Origin of the sequence: Aquabacterium sp. OR-4 (assembly GCF_025290835.2) — a bacterium.
Lineage (GTDB): Bacteria > Pseudomonadota > Gammaproteobacteria > Burkholderiales > Burkholderiaceae_C > Pseudaquabacterium.
In genome coordinates, this window is record NZ_JAOCQD020000001.1 from 2429484 (window position 1) to 2446454 (window position 16971).

10 protein-coding genes are annotated in these 16971 nt (G+C 69.9%); 4 read left to right on the forward strand and 6 right to left on the reverse strand.

The window, feature by feature from the left end:
- Nucleotides 1-55 precede the first annotated feature (55 nt).
- The 5 genes from N4G63_RS10500 to N4G63_RS10520 all read right to left on the reverse strand — a co-directional run bounded on the left by N4G63_RS10500 (nt 56) and on the right by N4G63_RS10520 (nt 9769).
- A complete protein-coding gene (locus N4G63_RS10500; protein ID WP_260788367.1) occupies nt 56-2086 on the reverse strand; it encodes an acetyl-CoA carboxylase biotin carboxylase subunit in 2031 nt (676 codons plus the stop codon).
- Between the two features lie 22 nt (nt 2087-2108).
- A complete protein-coding gene (locus N4G63_RS10505) occupies nt 2109-3641 on the reverse strand; it encodes an acyl-CoA carboxylase subunit beta (RefSeq protein WP_260788368.1) in 1533 nt (510 codons plus the stop codon).
- A gap of 59 nt (nt 3642-3700) precedes the next feature.
- Nucleotides 3701-4741 (reverse strand): methylmalonyl Co-A mutase-associated GTPase MeaB, encoded by a 1041-nt coding sequence (gene meaB, locus N4G63_RS10510; protein WP_260788369.1) that lies wholly within the window; start codon nt 4739-4741, stop codon nt 3701-3703.
- A gap of 81 nt (nt 4742-4822) precedes the next feature.
- Nucleotides 4823-6997 carry a methylmalonyl-CoA mutase gene (scpA, locus tag N4G63_RS10515; protein ID WP_314599651.1) on the reverse strand — a complete coding sequence of 725 codons (2175 nt, stop codon included), beginning with the start codon at nt 6995-6997 and terminating at the stop codon, nt 4823-4825.
- A gap of 270 nt (nt 6998-7267) precedes the next feature.
- Nucleotides 7268-9769 (reverse strand): chemotaxis protein CheW, encoded by a 2502-nt coding sequence (locus N4G63_RS10520; RefSeq protein ID WP_260788371.1) that lies wholly within the window; start codon nt 9767-9769, stop codon nt 7268-7270.
- Between the two features lie 387 nt (nt 9770-10156).
- Here N4G63_RS10520 and N4G63_RS10525 point away from each other — a divergent pair, with 387 nt between their 5' ends.
- The 4 genes from N4G63_RS10525 to N4G63_RS10540 all read left to right on the forward strand — a co-directional run bounded on the left by N4G63_RS10525 (nt 10157) and on the right by N4G63_RS10540 (nt 15396).
- On the forward strand, nt 10157-10795 hold the full coding sequence (locus N4G63_RS10525) for a GntR family transcriptional regulator (RefSeq protein WP_260788705.1): 639 nt from the start codon (nt 10157-10159) through the stop codon (nt 10793-10795).
- A 120-nt stretch (nt 10796-10915) separates the two neighbouring features.
- Nucleotides 10916-12076, forward strand: a complete 1161-nt coding sequence (gene sucC, locus N4G63_RS10530; RefSeq protein WP_260788372.1) for an ADP-forming succinate--CoA ligase subunit beta — start codon at nt 10916-10918, stop codon at nt 12074-12076.
- Between the two features lie 17 nt (nt 12077-12093).
- Entirely contained in the window at nt 12094-12993 is a 900-nt protein-coding gene (gene sucD / locus N4G63_RS10535) for a succinate--CoA ligase subunit alpha (RefSeq protein ID WP_260788373.1), read from the forward strand.
- A gap of 168 nt (nt 12994-13161) precedes the next feature.
- Complete coding sequence (locus N4G63_RS10540; RefSeq protein WP_260788374.1) at nt 13162-15396, forward strand: secretin GspD/PilQ domain-containing protein; 2235 nt, start codon at nt 13162-13164, stop codon at nt 15394-15396.
- 21 nt (nt 15397-15417) lie between these two features.
- Here N4G63_RS10540 and tagH read toward each other — a convergent pair whose 3' ends face one another.
- Nucleotides 15418-16782: a type VI secretion system-associated FHA domain protein TagH gene (gene tagH, locus N4G63_RS10545; RefSeq protein WP_314599652.1), complete on the reverse strand. Its 1365-nt coding sequence runs from the start codon at nt 16780-16782 to the stop codon at nt 15418-15420.
- Between the last annotated feature and the right edge of the window lie 189 nt (nt 16783-16971).

Here is a 16971-nt window from a genome sequence, read left to right on the forward strand (position 1 = left end):
GTTCTCGACACAAAAAAGGGGCGCCCGGGCCAGCCGGGCGCCGCCAGGGCGCGGATCAGGCGAACTGGATGATCGGCTGGTCGACCGACAGGCTCTCGCCCTGGGTCGCCAGCACCTCGGCCACCGTGCCGTCCTGCGCGGCGGTGAGGATGTTCTCCATTTTCATGGCTTCGATGGTGGCCAGGCGCTCGCCGGCCTGCACGGCCTGGCCCGGCTTGACCGCCACGTTGACCAGCAGGCCCGGCATCGGCGAGAGCAGGAACTTGCTCATGTCGGCCGGCGCCTTGAAGGGCATCACGCGCAGCAGCTCGGCGGCGCGTGCGCTCATCAGCTGGGCATCGATGGCCAGGCCGTTGTGCGACACGCGATACCACAGCCCATGGCGCTCGACCTGGGCGGTAAACGGCCGGCCGTTGCAGCGGCCCTCGGCGCGGATGCCGCCAAAGCGCCAGTCCTTGTCGATGACATAGGTCTTGCCGCCCTCGATGCTGACCGTGACCTGGCCGTTGGCCTGGATGCGCAGCGGCACATAGCGGTGCTGGCCGGCCTCGCCCTTGACCACGGCGGTGAACTGCTCGCCGATCTGCACGCCATGGCCGGGCAGCTGGCCGCTGATGCCGGCCGCGCGGTCGCGGTAGCGGCGGTACACCGTGGCGGCCAGGGCCACCAGCAGGTCGGGCTCGTCGTGCGGCACGTCGGCGGCCGCGAAGCCCTTGGGGTAGTGCTCGGCAATGAAGCCGGTGTTGAAGTCACCGCTCTGGAACTTGGGGTGCGCCAGCAGCGCGCTCTGGAACGGGATGTTGCTGCTGATGCCGCGGATCACGAAGCCGTTGAGCGCCTCGCGCATCTTCTCGATGGCATCGGCGCGGTCGACGCCGTGCACGATCAGCTTGGCGATCATCGAGTCGTAGAACATCGGGATCTCGCCGCCCTCGGTCACGCCCGTATCAACGCGCACGCCACCGCCCTCGGGCACCGGCAGCGAGGCTTCCATCGTGGTGGCCGGCGGTGCATAACGCACCAGGCGGCCGGTGGACGGCAGGAAGTTGCGGAACGGGTCTTCGGCGTTGATGCGGCATTCCATCGCCCAGCCGCGGCGCGGGATGTCGGCCTGGCCGAAGCTCAGCGCCTGGCCGGCGGCCACGCGGATCATCTGCTCCACCAGATCGAGCCCGGTGATGCACTCGGTGACCGGGTGCTCCACCTGCAGCCGGGTGTTCATTTCCAGGAAGTAGAAGCTCTGGTCCTTGCCGACCACGAACTCCACCGTGCCGGCGCTCTGGTACTTCACCGCCTTGGCCAGCGCCACGGCCTGCTCGCCCATGGCCTGGCGCGTGGCCTCGCTGATGAAGGGCGACGGCGCCTCCTCGATCACCTTCTGGTGGCGGCGCTGGATGCTGCACTCGCGCTCGTGCAGGTAGACCACATTGCCCTGCGAATCGCCCAGCACCTGGATCTCGATGTGGCGCGGGCTCTCGACGAACTTCTCGATGAACACGCGGTCATCGCCGAAGCTGTTGCGCGCCTCGTTGCGGCAGGCGCTGAAGCCCTCGAAGGCTTCCTTGTCGTTGAAGGCCACGCGCAGGCCCTTGCCGCCGCCGCCGGCGCTGGCCTTGATCATCACCGGGTAGCCGATGTCGCGGGCGATCTCCACCGCGCGCTCGGGTGCCTCGATGGCATCGTTCCAGCCCGGAATGGTGTTGACCTTGGCCTCGTTGGCCAGCTTCTTCGAGGCGATCTTGTCGCCCATGGCCGCGATGCTGTAGTGCTTGGGGCCGATGAAGGTGATGCCTTCTTCTTCCACGCGCCGCGCGAACTCCTCGTTCTCGCTCAGGAAGCCGTAGCCCGGGTGCACTCCTTCAGCGCCAGTGCTCTTGCAGGCGGCGATGATCTTGTCGGCCACCAGGTAGCTCTCGCGGCTGGGCGCGGCGCCGATGAACACGGCCTCGTCGGCCAGCTCCACATGGCGCGCATCGCGGTCGGCTTCCGAGTACACGGCAACGGTCTTGATGCCCATCTTGCGGGCCGTCTTGATCACGCGGCAGGCGATCTCGCCGCGGTTGGCAATCAGGATCTTGGTGAACATGTTCTTTTCTCCTGCTGCGCGATCAGAGCGGAATGTTCCCGTGCTTGCGCCAGGGGTTGTCAATTTTCTTGTCACGCAGCATCGCCAGGCTGCGGCAGATGCGCTTGCGGGTTTCGTGCGGCTGGATCACGTCGTCGATGAAGCCGCGGCTGCCGGCCACAAAGGGGTTGGCAAAGCGGGCCTTGTATTCGGCCTCGCGCGCGGCCAGCTTCACGGGGTCGTTCTTGTCTTCGCGGAAGATGATCTCCACCGCGCCCTTGGCACCCATCACCGCGATCTCGGCATTCGGCCACGAGAAGTTCACATCGCCACGCAGGTGCTTGGAGCTCATCACGTCGTAGGCGCCGCCATAGGCCTTGCGCGTGATCACGGTCACCTTGGGCACCGTGCACTCGGCATACGCGTACAGCAGCTTGGCGCCGTGCTTGATGATGCCGCCGTACTCCTGGCTGGTGCCGGGCATGAAGCCGGGCACGTCGACAAAGGTCACCACCGGGATGTTGAAGGCATCGCAAAAGCGCACGAAGCGCGCGGCCTTGATGCTGCTCTTGATGTCCAGGCAGCCGGCCAGCACCATCGGGTTGTTGGCCACGATGCCCACGGCCTGGCCGTCCATGCGGCCGAAGCCGATGATGATGTTCTTGGCGTAGTCGGGCTGCAGCTCGAAGAAGTCGCCGTCGTCGACCACCTTGGTGATCAGCTCCTTGATCTCGTAGGGCTTGTTCGGGTTGTCGGGCACCAGGGTGTCGAGCGACATGTCCAGGCGCTCGGCCGGGTCGCCGCTGGGGCGCACCGGGGCCTTCTCTTTGTTGCTGAGCGGCAGGTAGTTGAAGAAGCGCCGCAGCATCAGGATGGCTTCGACATCGTTCTCGAAGGCGAGATCCGCCACGCCGCTGCGCGTGGTGTGGGTGGTGGCGCCGCCCAGCTCCTCGGCCGACACTTCCTCGTGGGTCACGGTCTTCACCACCTCGGGGCCGGTGACGAACATGTAGCTGCTGTCCTTGACCATGAAGATGAAGTCGGTCATGGCCGGGCTGTACACCGCGCCGCCGGCGCAGGGGCCCATGATCAGGCTGATCTGCGGGATCACGCCGCTGGCCATCACGTTGCGCTGGAACACGTCGGCATACCCGCCGAGCGAGGCCACGCCTTCCTGGATGCGCGCGCCACCCGAATCGTTCAGGCCGATCACCGGGGCGCCCACCTTCATGGCCTGGTCCATCACCTTGCAGATCTTCTCGGCATGGGCCTCGCTGAGCGCGCCGCCAAACACCGTGAAGTCCTGGCTGAACACGAACACCAGGCGGCCGTTGATCATGCCGTAGCCGGTGACCACGCCGTCACCCGGCACCTTGTTGTCGGCCATGCCGAAGTCGGCGCAGCGGTGCTCGACGAACATGTCCCATTCCTCGAAGGTGCCTTCGTCGAACAGCAGCTCCAGCCGCTCGCGCGCGGTCAGCTTGCCCTTGGCATGCTGGGCGGCAATGCGCTTCTCGCCACCGCCCAGGCGGGCCAGGGCGCGCTTTTGTTCGAGCATCTGCTGGATGTCATGCATGTCGGTTTCTCCTCGGTCGGGAATCGGGAATCAGGGTTCGGGAATCGGGATGTCGAAATTCAGTGAAACAGGTCGAGCAGGCGGCGTGCGGCCACCGAGGCCGCCACGCGGCCCGCCCGCACCTCGTCGCTCAGCGCCGGCAGCGCCTGCTGCACGGCAGGGTGGTCCTTGAACAGCCGCTTCAGGCCGGCGTCGATGCGTTCCCACATCCAGGCCTGGTCTTGCGCCTGGCGTCGCGCGGCCAGGCGGCCGTTGGCGGTCTGCACCTCGCGAAAGCGGGTCACGGCGGCCCAGAACGCATCGAGCCCCGAGCCCTTCAGCGCACTGAGCTGGATGACCTGCGGCTGCCAGGTCTCCACCGGCTGGTGGCCATGGTCGGGGTGGCCATGCACGCCCATGCTGGCAATCAGCCGCAGCGACGAGGTGATCTGCGCCCGCGCCCGGGTGGCCGCGGCGGCATCGATGTCGGCCTTGTTGATCACCACCAGGTCGGCCAGCTCCATCACGCCCTTCTTGATGGCCTGCAGGTCATCGCCGGCGTTCGGCAGCTGCAGCAGGCAGAACATGTCGGTCATGCCGGCCACGGCGGTTTCGCTCTGGCCCACGCCCACGGTCTCGACGATCACCACATCGTGCCCCGCGGCCTCGCACACCAGCATGGCCTCGCGCGTCTTCTCGGCCACGCCGCCCAGGGTGCCGCTGCTGGGGCTGGGGCGGATGTAGGCGCGCTCGTCCATCGACAGGCGTTCCATGCGCGTCTTGTCGCCCAGGATCGAGCCGCCGCTCACGCTGGACGATGGGTCGACCGCCAGCACCGCCACGCGGTGGCCGCGCTCGATCAGGTACAGGCCCAGCACCTCGATGAAGGTGCTCTTGCCCACGCCGGGCACGCCGCTGATGCCCAGGCGCAGCGAGCGCCCGGGGTGCGCCTGGCCGCTGTAGGGCAGCAGCGCGTTCAGCAGCGCGTCGGCACGCACGCGGTGGTCGGCACGCGTGCTTTCCAGCAGCGTGATGGTCTTGGCCACGGCGCGGCGGCGGCGGGCGGCATCCGCGCCGGTCACCCCGTCGAGCAGGGGCTGGTCGTCGAGCGGCGGTGTCATCGGGCCAGCACTCCCCCAGGGCGCCGCAAGGCGCGCCGCCCCCGCGCGCCGCGCACGGCGAGACGCAGGTCTCGTCGCATCTCAGCGCGCGGCCTTGCGGATCTGCTCGAGCACGTCCTTGGCGCTCACCGGGATCGGCGTGCCGGGGCCGTAGATGCCCTTCACGCCGGCGTCGTAGAGCTGGTCGTAGTCCTGCTGCGGGATCACGCCACCGACGAACACGATGATGTCGTCGGCGCCCTGGCGCTGCAGCTCGGCAATGATGGCCGGCACCAGGGTCTTGTGGCCGGCGGCCAGGGTGCTGATGCCCACTGCGTGCACATCGTTCTCGATGGCCTGGCGCGCGCATTCTTCGGGGGTCTGGAACAGCGGGCCGATGTCGACGTCGTAGCCCAGGTCGGCAAAGGCGGTGGCCACCACCTTGGCGCCGCGGTCATGGCCGTCCTGGCCCAGCTTGGCGATCATCACGCGCGGGCGGCGTCCGGCTTCGTCGGCAAAGGCGGCGATCTCGGTCTTGAGCTTGTCCCAGCCTTCGGCCGAGTCGTAGGCGGCGGCGTACACGCCGGTCACCTTCTGGATGTCGGCGCGGTGGCGGCCGAACACCTCTTCCAGCGCATCGCTCACCTCGCCCACCGTGGCGCGGGCGCGGATGGCCTCGATGGCCAGGGCCAGCAGGTTGCCCTGGCCCGAGCCGGCGGCCTGGGTCAGGGCGGCCAGGGCGGCGGCCACCCGGGCGCCATCGCGCGAGGCCTTGATCTGCTGCAGCCGGGCGATCTGGGCTTCGCGCACCTTGACGTTGTCGACCTCGAGGATCTCGACCGGGCTTTCCTTGGCCAGCCTGTACTTGTTGACGCCGACGATCACGTCCTTGCCGCTGTCGATGCGGGCCTGCTTCTCGGCCGCGCTGGCCTCGATCTTCAGCTTGGCCCAGCCGCTGTCCACGGCCTTGGTCATGCCGCCCATGGCCTCGACTTCCTCGATGATGGCCCAGGCCTTGTCGGCCATCTCCTGGGTCAGGCTTTCCATCAGGTAGCTGCCGGCCCAGGGGTCGACCACGTTGGTGATGTGGGTCTCTTCCTGGATGATCAGCTGGGTGTTGCGCGCGATGCGGGCCGAAAACTCGGTGGGCAGCGCGATGGCCTCGTCCAGGCTGTTGGTGTGCAGGCTCTGGGTGCCGCCAAACACCGCGGCCATGGCCTCGATGGTGGTGCGCACCACGTTGTTGTAGGGGTCCTGCTCGGTCAGGCTCCAGCCGCTGGTCTGGCTGTGGGTGCGCAGCATCAGGCTCTTGGGATTCTTCGGCCCGAAGCCCTTCATGATCCGGGTCCACAAGAGGCGCGCGGCGCGCATCTTGGCGATCTCGAGATAGAAGTTCATGCCCACCGCCCAGAAGAAGCTCAGGCGGCCGGCAAAGTCGTCCACGTCCAGGCCCTTGGCCAGGGCGGTCTTCACATACTCCTTGCCATCGGCCAGCGTGAAGGCCAGCTCCAGCGCCTGGTTGGCGCCGGCTTCCTGCATGTGGTAGCCGCTGATGCTGATCGAGTTGAACTTCGGCATGTTGCGGGCCGTGTACTCGATGATGTCGCCAATGATCCGCATGCTCGGCTCGGGGCCATAGATGTAGGTGTTGCGGACCATGAACTCCTTGAGGATGTCGTTCTGGATGGTGCCGCTCAGGCGCTCCTGGCTGACGCCCTGCTCCTCGGCCGCCACCACATAGCCGGCCAGCACCGGCAGCACGGCGCCGTTCATGGTCATCGACACGCTCACCTTGTCGAGCGGGATGCCGTCGAACAGGATCTTCATGTCCTCCACCGAATCGATGGCCACGCCGGCCTTGCCCACGTCGCCGGTCACGCGCGGGTGGTCGCTGTCGTAGCCGCGGTGGGTGGCCAGATCAAAGGCCACGCTGACGCCCTGGCCGCCGGCGGCCAGCGCCTTGCGGTAGAAGGCGTTCGACTCTTCGGCGGTGGAGAAGCCGGCGTACTGGCGGATGGTCCACGGCCGCACCGCGTACATGGTGGCCTGCGGGCCGCGGATGAAGGGCTCGAAGCCCGGCAGGGTGTTGGCAAACGGCAGGTTCGCGGTGTCGGCCGCGGTGTACAGCGGCTTGACGGTGATGCCCTCGGGCGTCACCCAGTCGAGTGCCGCCACATCGCCGCCGGGGGCCGACTTGGCCGCGGCCTGTTGCCATTGCGCCAGGCTGGCAGGGCTGAACTCGGGGTGCTGTTGCTCAGGCGACGTGGGACGGGACATGTCGAAACCTCGTGTGACGCAGGGGCCGCGGCGCGACCGGCGGCCGTGCCACCCGTGCGCTGGAATTCATAATTATGAATCACAAAAGGCAAATCCGTACACGGCCAGGCCGCAGGCGCCAGCCCGGCGGGCGGCACGGGGCCGATCGGCGGCCCGGCTGCAGGTGCCCGTTCTTCAGCCGCGCCCGCGCAGCAGGAGCTTGCGCAGCAGGAGCTTGCGCAGCAGGTGCCCTCGCAGCAGGTGCCCGCGCAGCCGCTGCTGCGCGTCCGGTCAGGCGGCAGCCAGATCGGGCAGCACCATGGCGCCCAGGGCCTCGGCATTGAGCAGCTGCACCAGCACCTCGCCGCCATCGGCCTGGCCGCAGCCCAGGCGCAGCAGGCCACCCAGCAGGGTGCTGCGCATGCCCATGCCGGGCGGCACGGGTTGCAGGTGCTCGGGGCCGATGTCGAGCACGGCCGACACATCGTCCACCAGCAGGCCCAGGCTCGGGCGGCCGGGCTGGGCATGGGTGCCCAGCACCAGCACCACGCCATCGGCGGCGCGCGGCGCGTAGTGCACGCCCAGCATGGCGCGCATGTTCAGCACCGGCACCACCCGGCTGCTGCGCTGATCGGGCACTTCCAGCAGGCCGGCCATGTCGGCCATGCCCATGCGGGCGTTCACCAGGCCGGTGCGCGGGCGCGCCTCGATCAGCAGCCCGGCGGGCAAGGCAAAGCGCCCTGCCCCCACGCTGAACAGCGCGTACTCGCGCTGCTCGCTGCGGCGGGTGGTGGGCAGGGCCTGCAGATTGACCTCGTGCTGCTGGCCGCGGCGGCGTTCCACCGGGCCCAGGCGCAGCGCCACCACCACCTGCACGCCGTGCTCGTAGCCGTCGTGCTGCTTGAACTCGCGGTAGCCGTGGGTGCCCACACGGGCCAGGGTGTACTGCGCGCCGTCCTGCTCGAACACCGCACCGTGTTCGCGCTGGGCCAGCAATTGCCCGGCCGGCCAGGCCTCGGTGGTGGAGACCATCACGCGGCCCTGCGCATCGACGAAGGCGGCCATGCCGGCCGAGTCGCCCAGCACGTCATCAAGCATCGCGCGCAGCTCGCGCTCGGTGTTGAACACGATCGCGATGCCGCCCACGGTGCGCCGCTGCGGCCCGCCGCGCACGGCCGCCACATAGCACCACGCGGGCACGCCGTCCGACAGCGCCGAGGCCGCATAGGGCGTCACCGCATAGCGCTGGCCATCGCCCAGCGTGGCCACCAGCTGGGTCAGCGCCGGCTCGACCCGGCTGCCGGTGAGCGGCGGCAGGCCATCGGCTGCCTCGCGCGAGACGCCGCGCACGCAGCCCTGGGTGTCAAACACCACCAGCCGGGCATACACGGTGTACAGGCTGTTGATGTGCGCCAGCACGTGCTGCAGCGTCTCGGCGTCGGCCACCTCGTCGCCCGAGCCTTCGGCCAGCGCCTGCTCGAGCACCGGCGACAGCGCCCACCAGCGGCAGTCGTTGGCGCGCTCGTAGAGGTTGCGGTCCAGGATGTCGGCGGCCAGCCGGGCCAGATCGCCCGACTGGTGGCCGATGCGGCCGATGGCACTGCGGTAGAGGTTGCGGATGGCCAGGGCCACGCTCTCGCGGGTGCGGCTGCCGGCCTCGTTGATCTGCCGCAGCACGGCCTTCAGCCGCGCCTGCTCGCCGTCGCGCGTGCCGGCCGCCAGGCGGCCGTTCCAGACCACGCGGCGCAGGTCGCCATTGATCGCGTCGACCTCGTGCTGGATGCGCGCCAGGTCTTCGTTGCCCAGCGGCAGCGCATCAAAGCGCTCGGCATCGCCGTTGCGGTCGCGAAACGCGGTCAGCACCGAGGTCATGGCCTGCGCGCGCCAGCCCTTGGGCCCGGTGTAGCCCTGGTAGCCATGGGTGGCACGGGTCACGCTGAGGTACTCGCGGCCGCCAAAGCTGGTGAGGCCCACCTGGCCATCGGCCGCGGGATGCAGGCGCGCGGCCACCGGAATGTGCGCGGGGTCGTTGCTGGCGATCACGCGATCGCCCGCATCCAGCAGCACCACGGCCACATTGCGCGTGGGCTGCACCACGCTGTCGAAGATGCGGATCAGCTCGTCGTGGCTGCGAAAGCGCAGCACCAGCACGCCGCAGCAGTGGCCCGCCGCATCGTGCACGGCATGGCCGTACAGCAGCGCCGGCTGGCCATCGGGCGCCAGATCGGAGGCGCCGAAGCGCTCCACATAACCCCGCGCCACCGCGGCCTGGCCCACGATCTCGTCATGGCTGTGGCTCAGCGGCTGGCTGCTGTCGAGCCGCGCCAGCAGCTCGCCGCGCGGCGAGAGCAGCAGGATGTCGTCGTACACGGTGTACTTGTCGCGGTACTCGCCCAGCCGGCGTTCGAGCTCGCCGCGCAGGCCGGCGCGCACATCGGCCGGCGCCGCGCAGAACGCGCACACCGGGCCATCGGTGGCCAGAAAACCCACATCGGCGGTGCGCTCGAACAGGTTGCGCACCAGGATGTCGATGGTGCACTGCGCGCTGGCCGCCAGCTCGTCGCGCAGCTCGGCCACGCACTCGCCGGCCAGCTGCGACACCAGGCGCTTCTGCAGCGAGGCAAAGCGCACCCGCGTCTGGGTCAGCATCGGCAGGATCGACTCGGCCTCCTCGGGGCAGCTGATGGCCGAGCTGGCCTCGATCATCTGCCACAGCAGGTTCAGGTCGCGCAGGTCGCGCTCGGCCGCCTGCACGCGGCGCATGTACGGGATGAGTTCGTCGGCGAGGGACATGGTGGGTGGGAACTGAAGCGCTGGCCAGGATGCCCGTCAGCCTAGGGGCAGCGCCCACCCGGCGTAGCCCCGAATTGGCCGCCGTGCCAGGCCAGTTTGCCCGCCAGCCCGGCCATGCCCCAAGCTGTGGCACGGCATGCACCACGGCGGCGCAGCGAGCCGGCATGGGCGGCGCCTGACCGCGGATTGAACTCGGCTCGACCGCCGCTCGGACGCCGCTTGAACGCGGCCCGAACCCGGCTCGACCGCGGCCTGAAACCAGCCCGCTCGCCGCCCTTGCCGGCCCTTGCCGGCCGCGCCGGCGCAGCCGACGTCATGCAAAATTATGAATTCAAAACCCCTACAATCCGCCGCTTGGCCGATGCCCCCCACCCTGCCGTGCACACGTTGCCCGCCTCGCCGCTGACCCCGCGCGCCCTCTACCAGGACGTGGCGGAGCGCCTGCGCGAGCAGATCTTCAACCGCGCGCTCGAGCCCGGCAGCTGGATCGACGAGCAGAAGATCGCCGCCGAGTACGGCATCAGCCGCACGCCGCTGCGCGAGGCGCTCAAGGTGCTGGCCGTCGAGGGCCTAGTGACGATGAAGGTGCGCCGCGGCGCCTATGTCACCGAGATGAGCCGCGACGACGTGGCCCAGGTCTACCACCTGCTCTCGCTGCTGGAGAGCGACGCCGCCGCGCAGGTGGCAGCCAGCGCCAGCGCCGCCCAGCGTGCCGAACTGGCCGCCCTGCACCGCCAGCTCGAGGCGCAGCGCGGCCAGCGCGACGCGTTTTTTGCCACCAACGAGCAGTTTCACCTGCGCCTGCTGCAGATGGCCGGCAACCGCTGGACCCAGCAGATCGTGACCGATCTGCGCAAGGTGATGAAGCTCAACCGCCACCACTCGCTGTTCAAGCAAGGCCGCATCGACGAATCGCTGGCCGAGCACCGCGCCATCATGGCCGCCATCGAGTCTGGCGATGCCGAGGCCGCACGCGGCCTCACCCGCGCCCATTTCGACAACGGACTCGAGGCCGCCGCGCTGTAACGACGCAGCCAGGCACCCGGGTTCACGTCTCACCCCCGCCCAGCAGCAAGGCCCCGCCGTATCAGCTTGCGGTCAGCCCTGCTCTCCACACTGTGCGGGATCAGCTCTAGGAGACCCCCTGTGAAGATCCACGAATACCAAGGCAAGGAAATCCTGCGCCAGTTCAATGTGCCGGTGCCGCGCGGCATTGCGGCGTTCTCGGTGCAGGAGGCGGTGGAAGCCGCGCAGAAGCTGGGCGGCCCCGTGTGGGTTGTGAAGGCGCAGATCCATGCGGGCGGCCGCGGCAAGGGCGGCGGCGTGAAGGTCACCAAGAGCCTGGACGGCGTGAAGGACCTGGCTGGCCAGATCCTGGGCATGCAGCTGGTCACGCACCAGACCGGCCCCGAGGGCCAGAAGGTGCGCCGCCTGTACATCGAGGAAGGTGCCGACATCAAGAAGGAGTACTACGTCTCCCTCGTCACCGACCGCGCCTCGCAGAAGGTGGCCTTCATCGCCAGCAGCGAAGGCGGCATGGACATCGAAGAGGTGGCCCACAGCACGCCCGAGAAGATCAGCACCGAGCTGATCGACCCGCTCACCGGCCTGGGTGATGCGCAGGCGGCCAAGATCGCGCGCGCCATCGGCCTGCCCGAGGGCTCGGTGGCCCAGGCGGTCGAGATCTTCCAGAACCTCTACCGCTGCTACATGGCAACAGACGCCAGCCTGGTCGAGATCAACCCGCTGAACTGCGACAGCCAGGGCAAGCTGATTGCGCTGGACGCCAAGTTCAACTTCGACGCCAACGCGCTGTTCCGCCACCCCGAGATCGTGGCCTACCGCGATCTGGACGAGGAAGACCCGGCCGAGGTGGAAGCCAGCAAGTTCGACCTCGCCTACATCAGCCTGGACGGCAACATCGGCTGCCTGGTCAACGGCGCCGGTCTGGCCATGGCCACCATGGACACCATCAAGCTGTTCGGCGGCGAGCCGGCCAACTTCCTGGACGTGGGCGGTGGCGCCACGGCCGAGAAGGTGACCGAGGCCTTCAAGATCATGCTGAAGAACCCGGATGTGAAGGGCATCCTGGTGAACATCTTCGGCGGCATCATGCGCTGCGACACCATCGCCGAAGGCGTGATGACCGCGTGCAAGGCGGTGAACCTGTCGGTGCCGCTGGTGGTGCGCATGAAGGGCACCAACGAAGACCTGGGCAAGAAGATGCTGGCCGAAAGCGGCCTGCCGATCATCGCCGCAGACACCATGGCTGAAGCCGCCACCAAGATCGTGGCGGCTGTGGCCTGAGCCCAGGAGAAATTCAAATGTCCATCCTCATCAACAAAGACACCCGCGTCATCACCCAGGGCATCACCGGCAAGACCGGCCAGTTCCATACCAAGGGCTGCCAGGGCTACGCCAACGGCCAGGCCGCCTTCGTGGCCGGCGTCAACCCGAAGAAGGCCGGCGAGAGCTTCGAAGGCATCCCGATCTACGCCAGCGTGAAAGAGGCCGCCCAGGCCCAGAGCGCCACGGTCAGCGTGATCTACGTGCCGCCGGCCGGTGCCGCGGCCGCCATCTGGGAGGCGGTGGAAGCCGACCTCGATCTGGCGATCTGCATCACCGAAGGCATTCCGGTCAAGGACATGCTGGAAGTGCGCAACAAGATGAAGGCCAAGGAGGCCGCCGGCGGCAAGAAGACGCTGCTGCTGGGCCCCAACTGCCCGGGCCTGATCACGCCCGACGAGATCAAGATCGGCATCATGCCGGGCCACATCCACCGCAAGGGCCGCATCGGCGTGGTCAGCCGCTCGGGCACGCTGACCTACGAAGCCGTGGCGCAGCTCACCGAGATCGGCCTGGGCCAATCGAGCGCGGTCGGCATCGGCGGCGACCCGATCAACGGCCTGAAGCACATCGACGTGATGCGCCTGTTCAACGACGATCCCGACACCGACGCGGTGATCATGATCGGCGAGATCGGCGGCCCCGACGAGGCCGAGGCCGCACGCTGGGTGAAGGATCACATGAAGAAGCCGGTGGTCGGCTTCATCGCCGGCGTCACCGCCCCTCCGGGCAAGCGCATGGGCCATGCCGGCGCGCTGATCTCGGGCGGCGCCGACACCGCCGACGCCAAGCTGGCGGTGATGGAGGAGTGCGGCTTCACCATCACCCGCAACCCCAGCGAGATGGGCAAGCTGCTCAAGGGCCTGCTCAAGCTCTGAGCGTCGCCCCGGGGGGGGGGCCGAGCGCTGCGCCGCGCCGCACTGCGCGCCCGCGCTCCGGCCCCCTCGCCGCATCGCTTGACCCTTCTTTGATCGCCGCACACATGGCGCGGTGATGTGGGCCGGCAGCATGCGCGTCCGTTTCTGCCCGGATGCCCCGCTGCCCCGATGCCGCCCACCTTTGCCCATGCCCGCCGGCAGACCGCCTGCCGTGCCGCCGCCGGCACACCGCCGCAGCGCCTGCCGGCCCTGCTGCTGATCGCCGCCCTGGGCCAGCCGGCCTGGCCGGCCCCTACCGCTGCACCCACTGCTGCACCGGCCACCTCGCCCGCCACCGCGCCCGCCACCTCGCCCGCCCCCAGGCGATCGGCCCACCAGGCCGTGACGCTGAACTTTCCGTCGGCCGATGTCGAGACGGTGACGCGCGCCGTGGCGGCCCTGCTCAACCGGCCCATCCTGCTGGACCCGCGGGTCAAGGGCGCGCTGTCGCTCTACACCGAGCACGAAGTCAGCCCGGCACAGGCCTTCTCGATCTACCAGGCCGCGCTGCGCGGCCTGGGCTTTGCGGTGATCGACCGCGACGGCCTGCTCACCGTGCTGCCCGAGGCCGATGCCAAGCTGCACGCCCGCGCACTGAGCACCGGCGCACCCGCCAGCGTGCCGGCCGGCGACCCGGTATTGACCCAGGTACTGCGGCTGCAGCACGAGAACGCGCAGAACCTGGTGGCGGTGCTGCGGCCGCTGATCACGCCCAACAACACGGTCAACGTCAGCCCCGGCAGCAATGCGCTGGTGATCACCGATTACGCCAGCAACCTCAGGCGCCTGGCCACCCTGGTGGCGGCGCTGGACGTGCCCAGCGCCAGCGATGTGGAGATCATCCGCCTGCAGCACAGCACGGCCAGCGAGCTGGCGGCCACGGTGCTCAAGCTGGTGGCCGAGGGCAGCGCGGGCGCGGGCGGCACCGCCGGCGGTGGTGCGATGCCGGCGCCCACCGTCACCGCCGATGCCGCCAGCAACGCGCTGCTGGTGCGCGCCGCCACGCCGGCGCGGCTGGCCGCGGTGCGTGCGCTGGTGGCCCGGCTCGACCAGCCGGCCGCCGATGGCGAGGGCCTGGGCAGCCACCTGGTGCACCTGCGCCATGCCGATGCCACGCGCCTGGCCCAGGTGCTGCGGGCGGCGTTTCCCAACCTGGGTGGCAGCGGCGCCGGTGGCGCGGCGGGGGTGGCCTCATCGGGCGGTGGCCAGGCCGGTGGTGGTGGTGGTGGCGGTGGCAGTGCCGGCGTGTCAGCCGAGGCCGCGGGCAGCAGCAGCAGCGCCAGATCGGGCGCCTCGTCCAGCGCGGCCACCACGCCGGTGGCGGCCACCGCGGCGCCCAGCACCGGGGGCGGCATCCAGGCCGATCCGGCCACCAACACACTGGTGATCAGCGCCACCGGGGCGCAGTTCCGCAAGATCCGCGCACTGATCGATGGCCTGGATTCGCGCCGCGCCCAGTTGTATGTGGAATCGGTGATCGTCGAGGTCGACGCCAGCAAGGCCGTGGATGTGGGCCTGCAATGGAAGTCGATCTTCAACCTCTCGGCCACCAGCACGCTGAGCCTGGGCGCGCTGGTGATGGCGCTGCGGGCCACGGCGGGCACCAACATCCTGTCCACCGCCAACCTGGTGACGCTGGACAACGAGGAGGCCAAGATCGTGGTCGGCCAGAACGTGCCCTTCGTCACCGGCAACTACACGGTGGGCACCAGCAGCAGCCCGTTCCAGACCATCGAGCGCAAGGACGTCGGCATCACCTTGCGGCTGCGCCCGCAGATCGGCGCCGACAACACCGTGCGGCTGTCGATCTACCAGGAGTCGTCGGCGCTTTCCACCACCACCGCCACCGGCACCAGCAATGCCGGGCCGACCACGCACAAGCGCTCGATCGAATCGACGGTGGTGGTCGACGACGGCAAGTTCATTGTGCTGGGCGGCCTGATCGAGGACAGCCTCAGCACCGCCGATGCGTCGGTGCCGGGCCTGGCCAGTTGGCCGCTGCTGGGCGGGCTGTTCCGCAGCCAGTCGCGCACCCGGGCCAAGAGCAATCTGGTGGTGTTTTTGCGGCCGCACATCATGCGCGACGAGGCCGGCATGAACCGGGTGAGCGCCGCGCGCTACAGCGACATGCGCTCCGCGCAGGCCAGCGTGCCGGCCGAGGGCCCGCCGCTGCTGGACGAGCACAGCCTGCCGCGCCTGCCGGCGCTGGCAGCGCCCGCGGTGCCGCCGGGCCAGTCGGGCCAACCGGGCCTGCCGGGCCTGCCGGGCCAGTCTGGCCAACTGGGCCCGGATGCCCTGCCGATCACCGCGCCCGGCAACGCGCCCGGCACCGCGCCACCCCCCGCATCGACCACCACGCCTTGAGCGCGGCGGCGGGCCTGGCCATCAGCTGCCGCGCGGCGTCTCGTAGGCCAGGGCCAGGTGGCGGGCCAGCGCCTCGGCAAAGCCTTCGGCCCAGGGCTGGCCGGCGGGCAGGCCCATGCGCTGCCAGATCTCGAGGTACAGCGCCCAGCAGCGCGCGGCATCGGCGGTGGACGCCGAACCGATGGCGCGCTCGAAAGCCTGCGGCGCCAGCGTGCGGCCCATGCGCTCGGCGCTGGCGTCCACCGCGTCGAGCAGGCGCTCCTGGTGCTGCAGCAGATCGCTGCAGGCCTGGGCCACGGCGGCACCGGGGTCGGCATGGGTCAGCAGCGCGTACATGGCCTGGGCCGACTCGCCGGCCAGGCGCAGCGGGTTGGGCTCGCCATCCAGCACCGCCGGTGGCCGCGCGCCGATGCGGTTGCGCACCCGGGCCTGCTGCGCCAGCAGGTGGTGCAGGCCGCCCACCGCGGCCTGTGCCAGCGCGGCCACGCGCAGCGTGAGCTGCAGCGCATCTTCACTGGCCAGCACCGAGGCCGGCAGGCCCAGGCCATCGGCCAGCGCATTGCGCACCGCCTGCGCACCGGCAGCCGACAGCTCGCCGCCGCGCGGCGGGTGGGCCAGGGCGGGCGCTGGCCGGTGCAACCCGGCCGGCCCGGGCGCCGGGGCCCCGGCGGCCAGCACCGGGCCGGGGCGGGCCGGCGATGCGTGCGGCGATGTGTGCGGCGATGTGTGCGGCAACGAGGGTGACGTGGGCGCGGACGCACCCGGCGCAGCCGGCGCACCCGGCACCCCGCGCGGCCGGCGTGCGGCGCGCGGCGGCTGGGCCATGCGGGTGAGGCCCAGGTCGGCCTCGTGCGCGGCACCCTGCGCCACATCGGCCGCCGGCACAGGCACCGGCACCGACACGGGACTGGGCAGTGCGGCCGGCATGACAGCCGGCATCGGCGTCGCGCCGGGCGCCAGCCGCGGGGCGCCCACGGTGCGTGCGGCCAGCGGGCTGGCGTTGACCGTGGCATCCACCATCGCCAGGCGCACCTGGTAGGGCCCCAGCGTGATGCGGTCGCCATGCTGCAGCAGGCGATCGGTGCGCAGGCGCTCGGTGTCGTCGTTGACGAAGGTGCCGTTGGTCGACAAGTCGCGCAGCAGCACACCGCGTGCGGTGACCATCAGCTCGCAGTGCCGGGCCGACAAGGCCAGCGTCGAATCAGGAATCGGCCAGTTGGCGGCAGGATCGCGGCCGATCACGAAACGTGGCGTGCCATCGGGCCATTGCACCTCGGCACGAACGCCGGGGGCCAGTTCGGCCCCGCGCAGGATCTTCAGCGACACCATGGCGGCGGTTTCGGGTCGGGGTTGCGGGCGGGCCAGGGCCGCAGAACGGCTGGCCATCTGCCGCCCATGCTGGCTGCAATGCCGGCCCGGGTGGCAGGGCAGTATCGGCGCCCGCCAGCGCCGCCACAAGGGGCGCCGGCCCGGGGCCACCGCCCGAATCAGGGGCGCAACAACGCCGAACGCGGCGCCGGGGCAAAAAAAAGGCCACGCATCGCGTGGCCTTCGGGCGGGCCGGCAGGCGCGTGG

What these genes read in the sequence shown, in the direction of transcription:
- tagH (WP_314599652.1), bottom strand. Translation starts at nt 16,782, where the DNA reads ATGGCCAGCCGTTCTGCGGCCCTGGCCCGCCCGCAACCCCGACCCGAA.
- N4G63_RS10500 (WP_260788367.1), bottom strand. Translation starts at nt 2,086, where the DNA reads ATGTTCACCAAGATCCTGATTGCCAACCGCGGCGAGATCGCCTGCCGC.
- N4G63_RS10520 (WP_260788371.1), bottom strand. Translation starts at nt 9,769, where the DNA reads ATGTCCCTCGCCGACGAACTCATCCCGTACATGCGCCGCGTGCAGGCG.
- N4G63_RS10540 (WP_260788374.1), top strand. Translation starts at nt 13,162, where the DNA reads ATGCCGCCCACCTTTGCCCATGCCCGCCGGCAGACCGCCTGCCGTGCC.
- N4G63_RS10505 (WP_260788368.1), bottom strand. Translation starts at nt 3,641, where the DNA reads ATGCATGACATCCAGCAGATGCTCGAACAAAAGCGCGCCCTGGCCCGC.
- meaB (WP_260788369.1), bottom strand. Translation starts at nt 4,741, where the DNA reads ATGACACCGCCGCTCGACGACCAGCCCCTGCTCGACGGGGTGACCGGC.
- sucD (WP_260788373.1), top strand. Translation starts at nt 12,094, where the DNA reads ATGTCCATCCTCATCAACAAAGACACCCGCGTCATCACCCAGGGCATC.
- scpA (WP_314599651.1), bottom strand. Translation starts at nt 6,997, where the DNA reads ATGTCCCGTCCCACGTCGCCTGAGCAACAGCACCCCGAGTTCAGCCCT.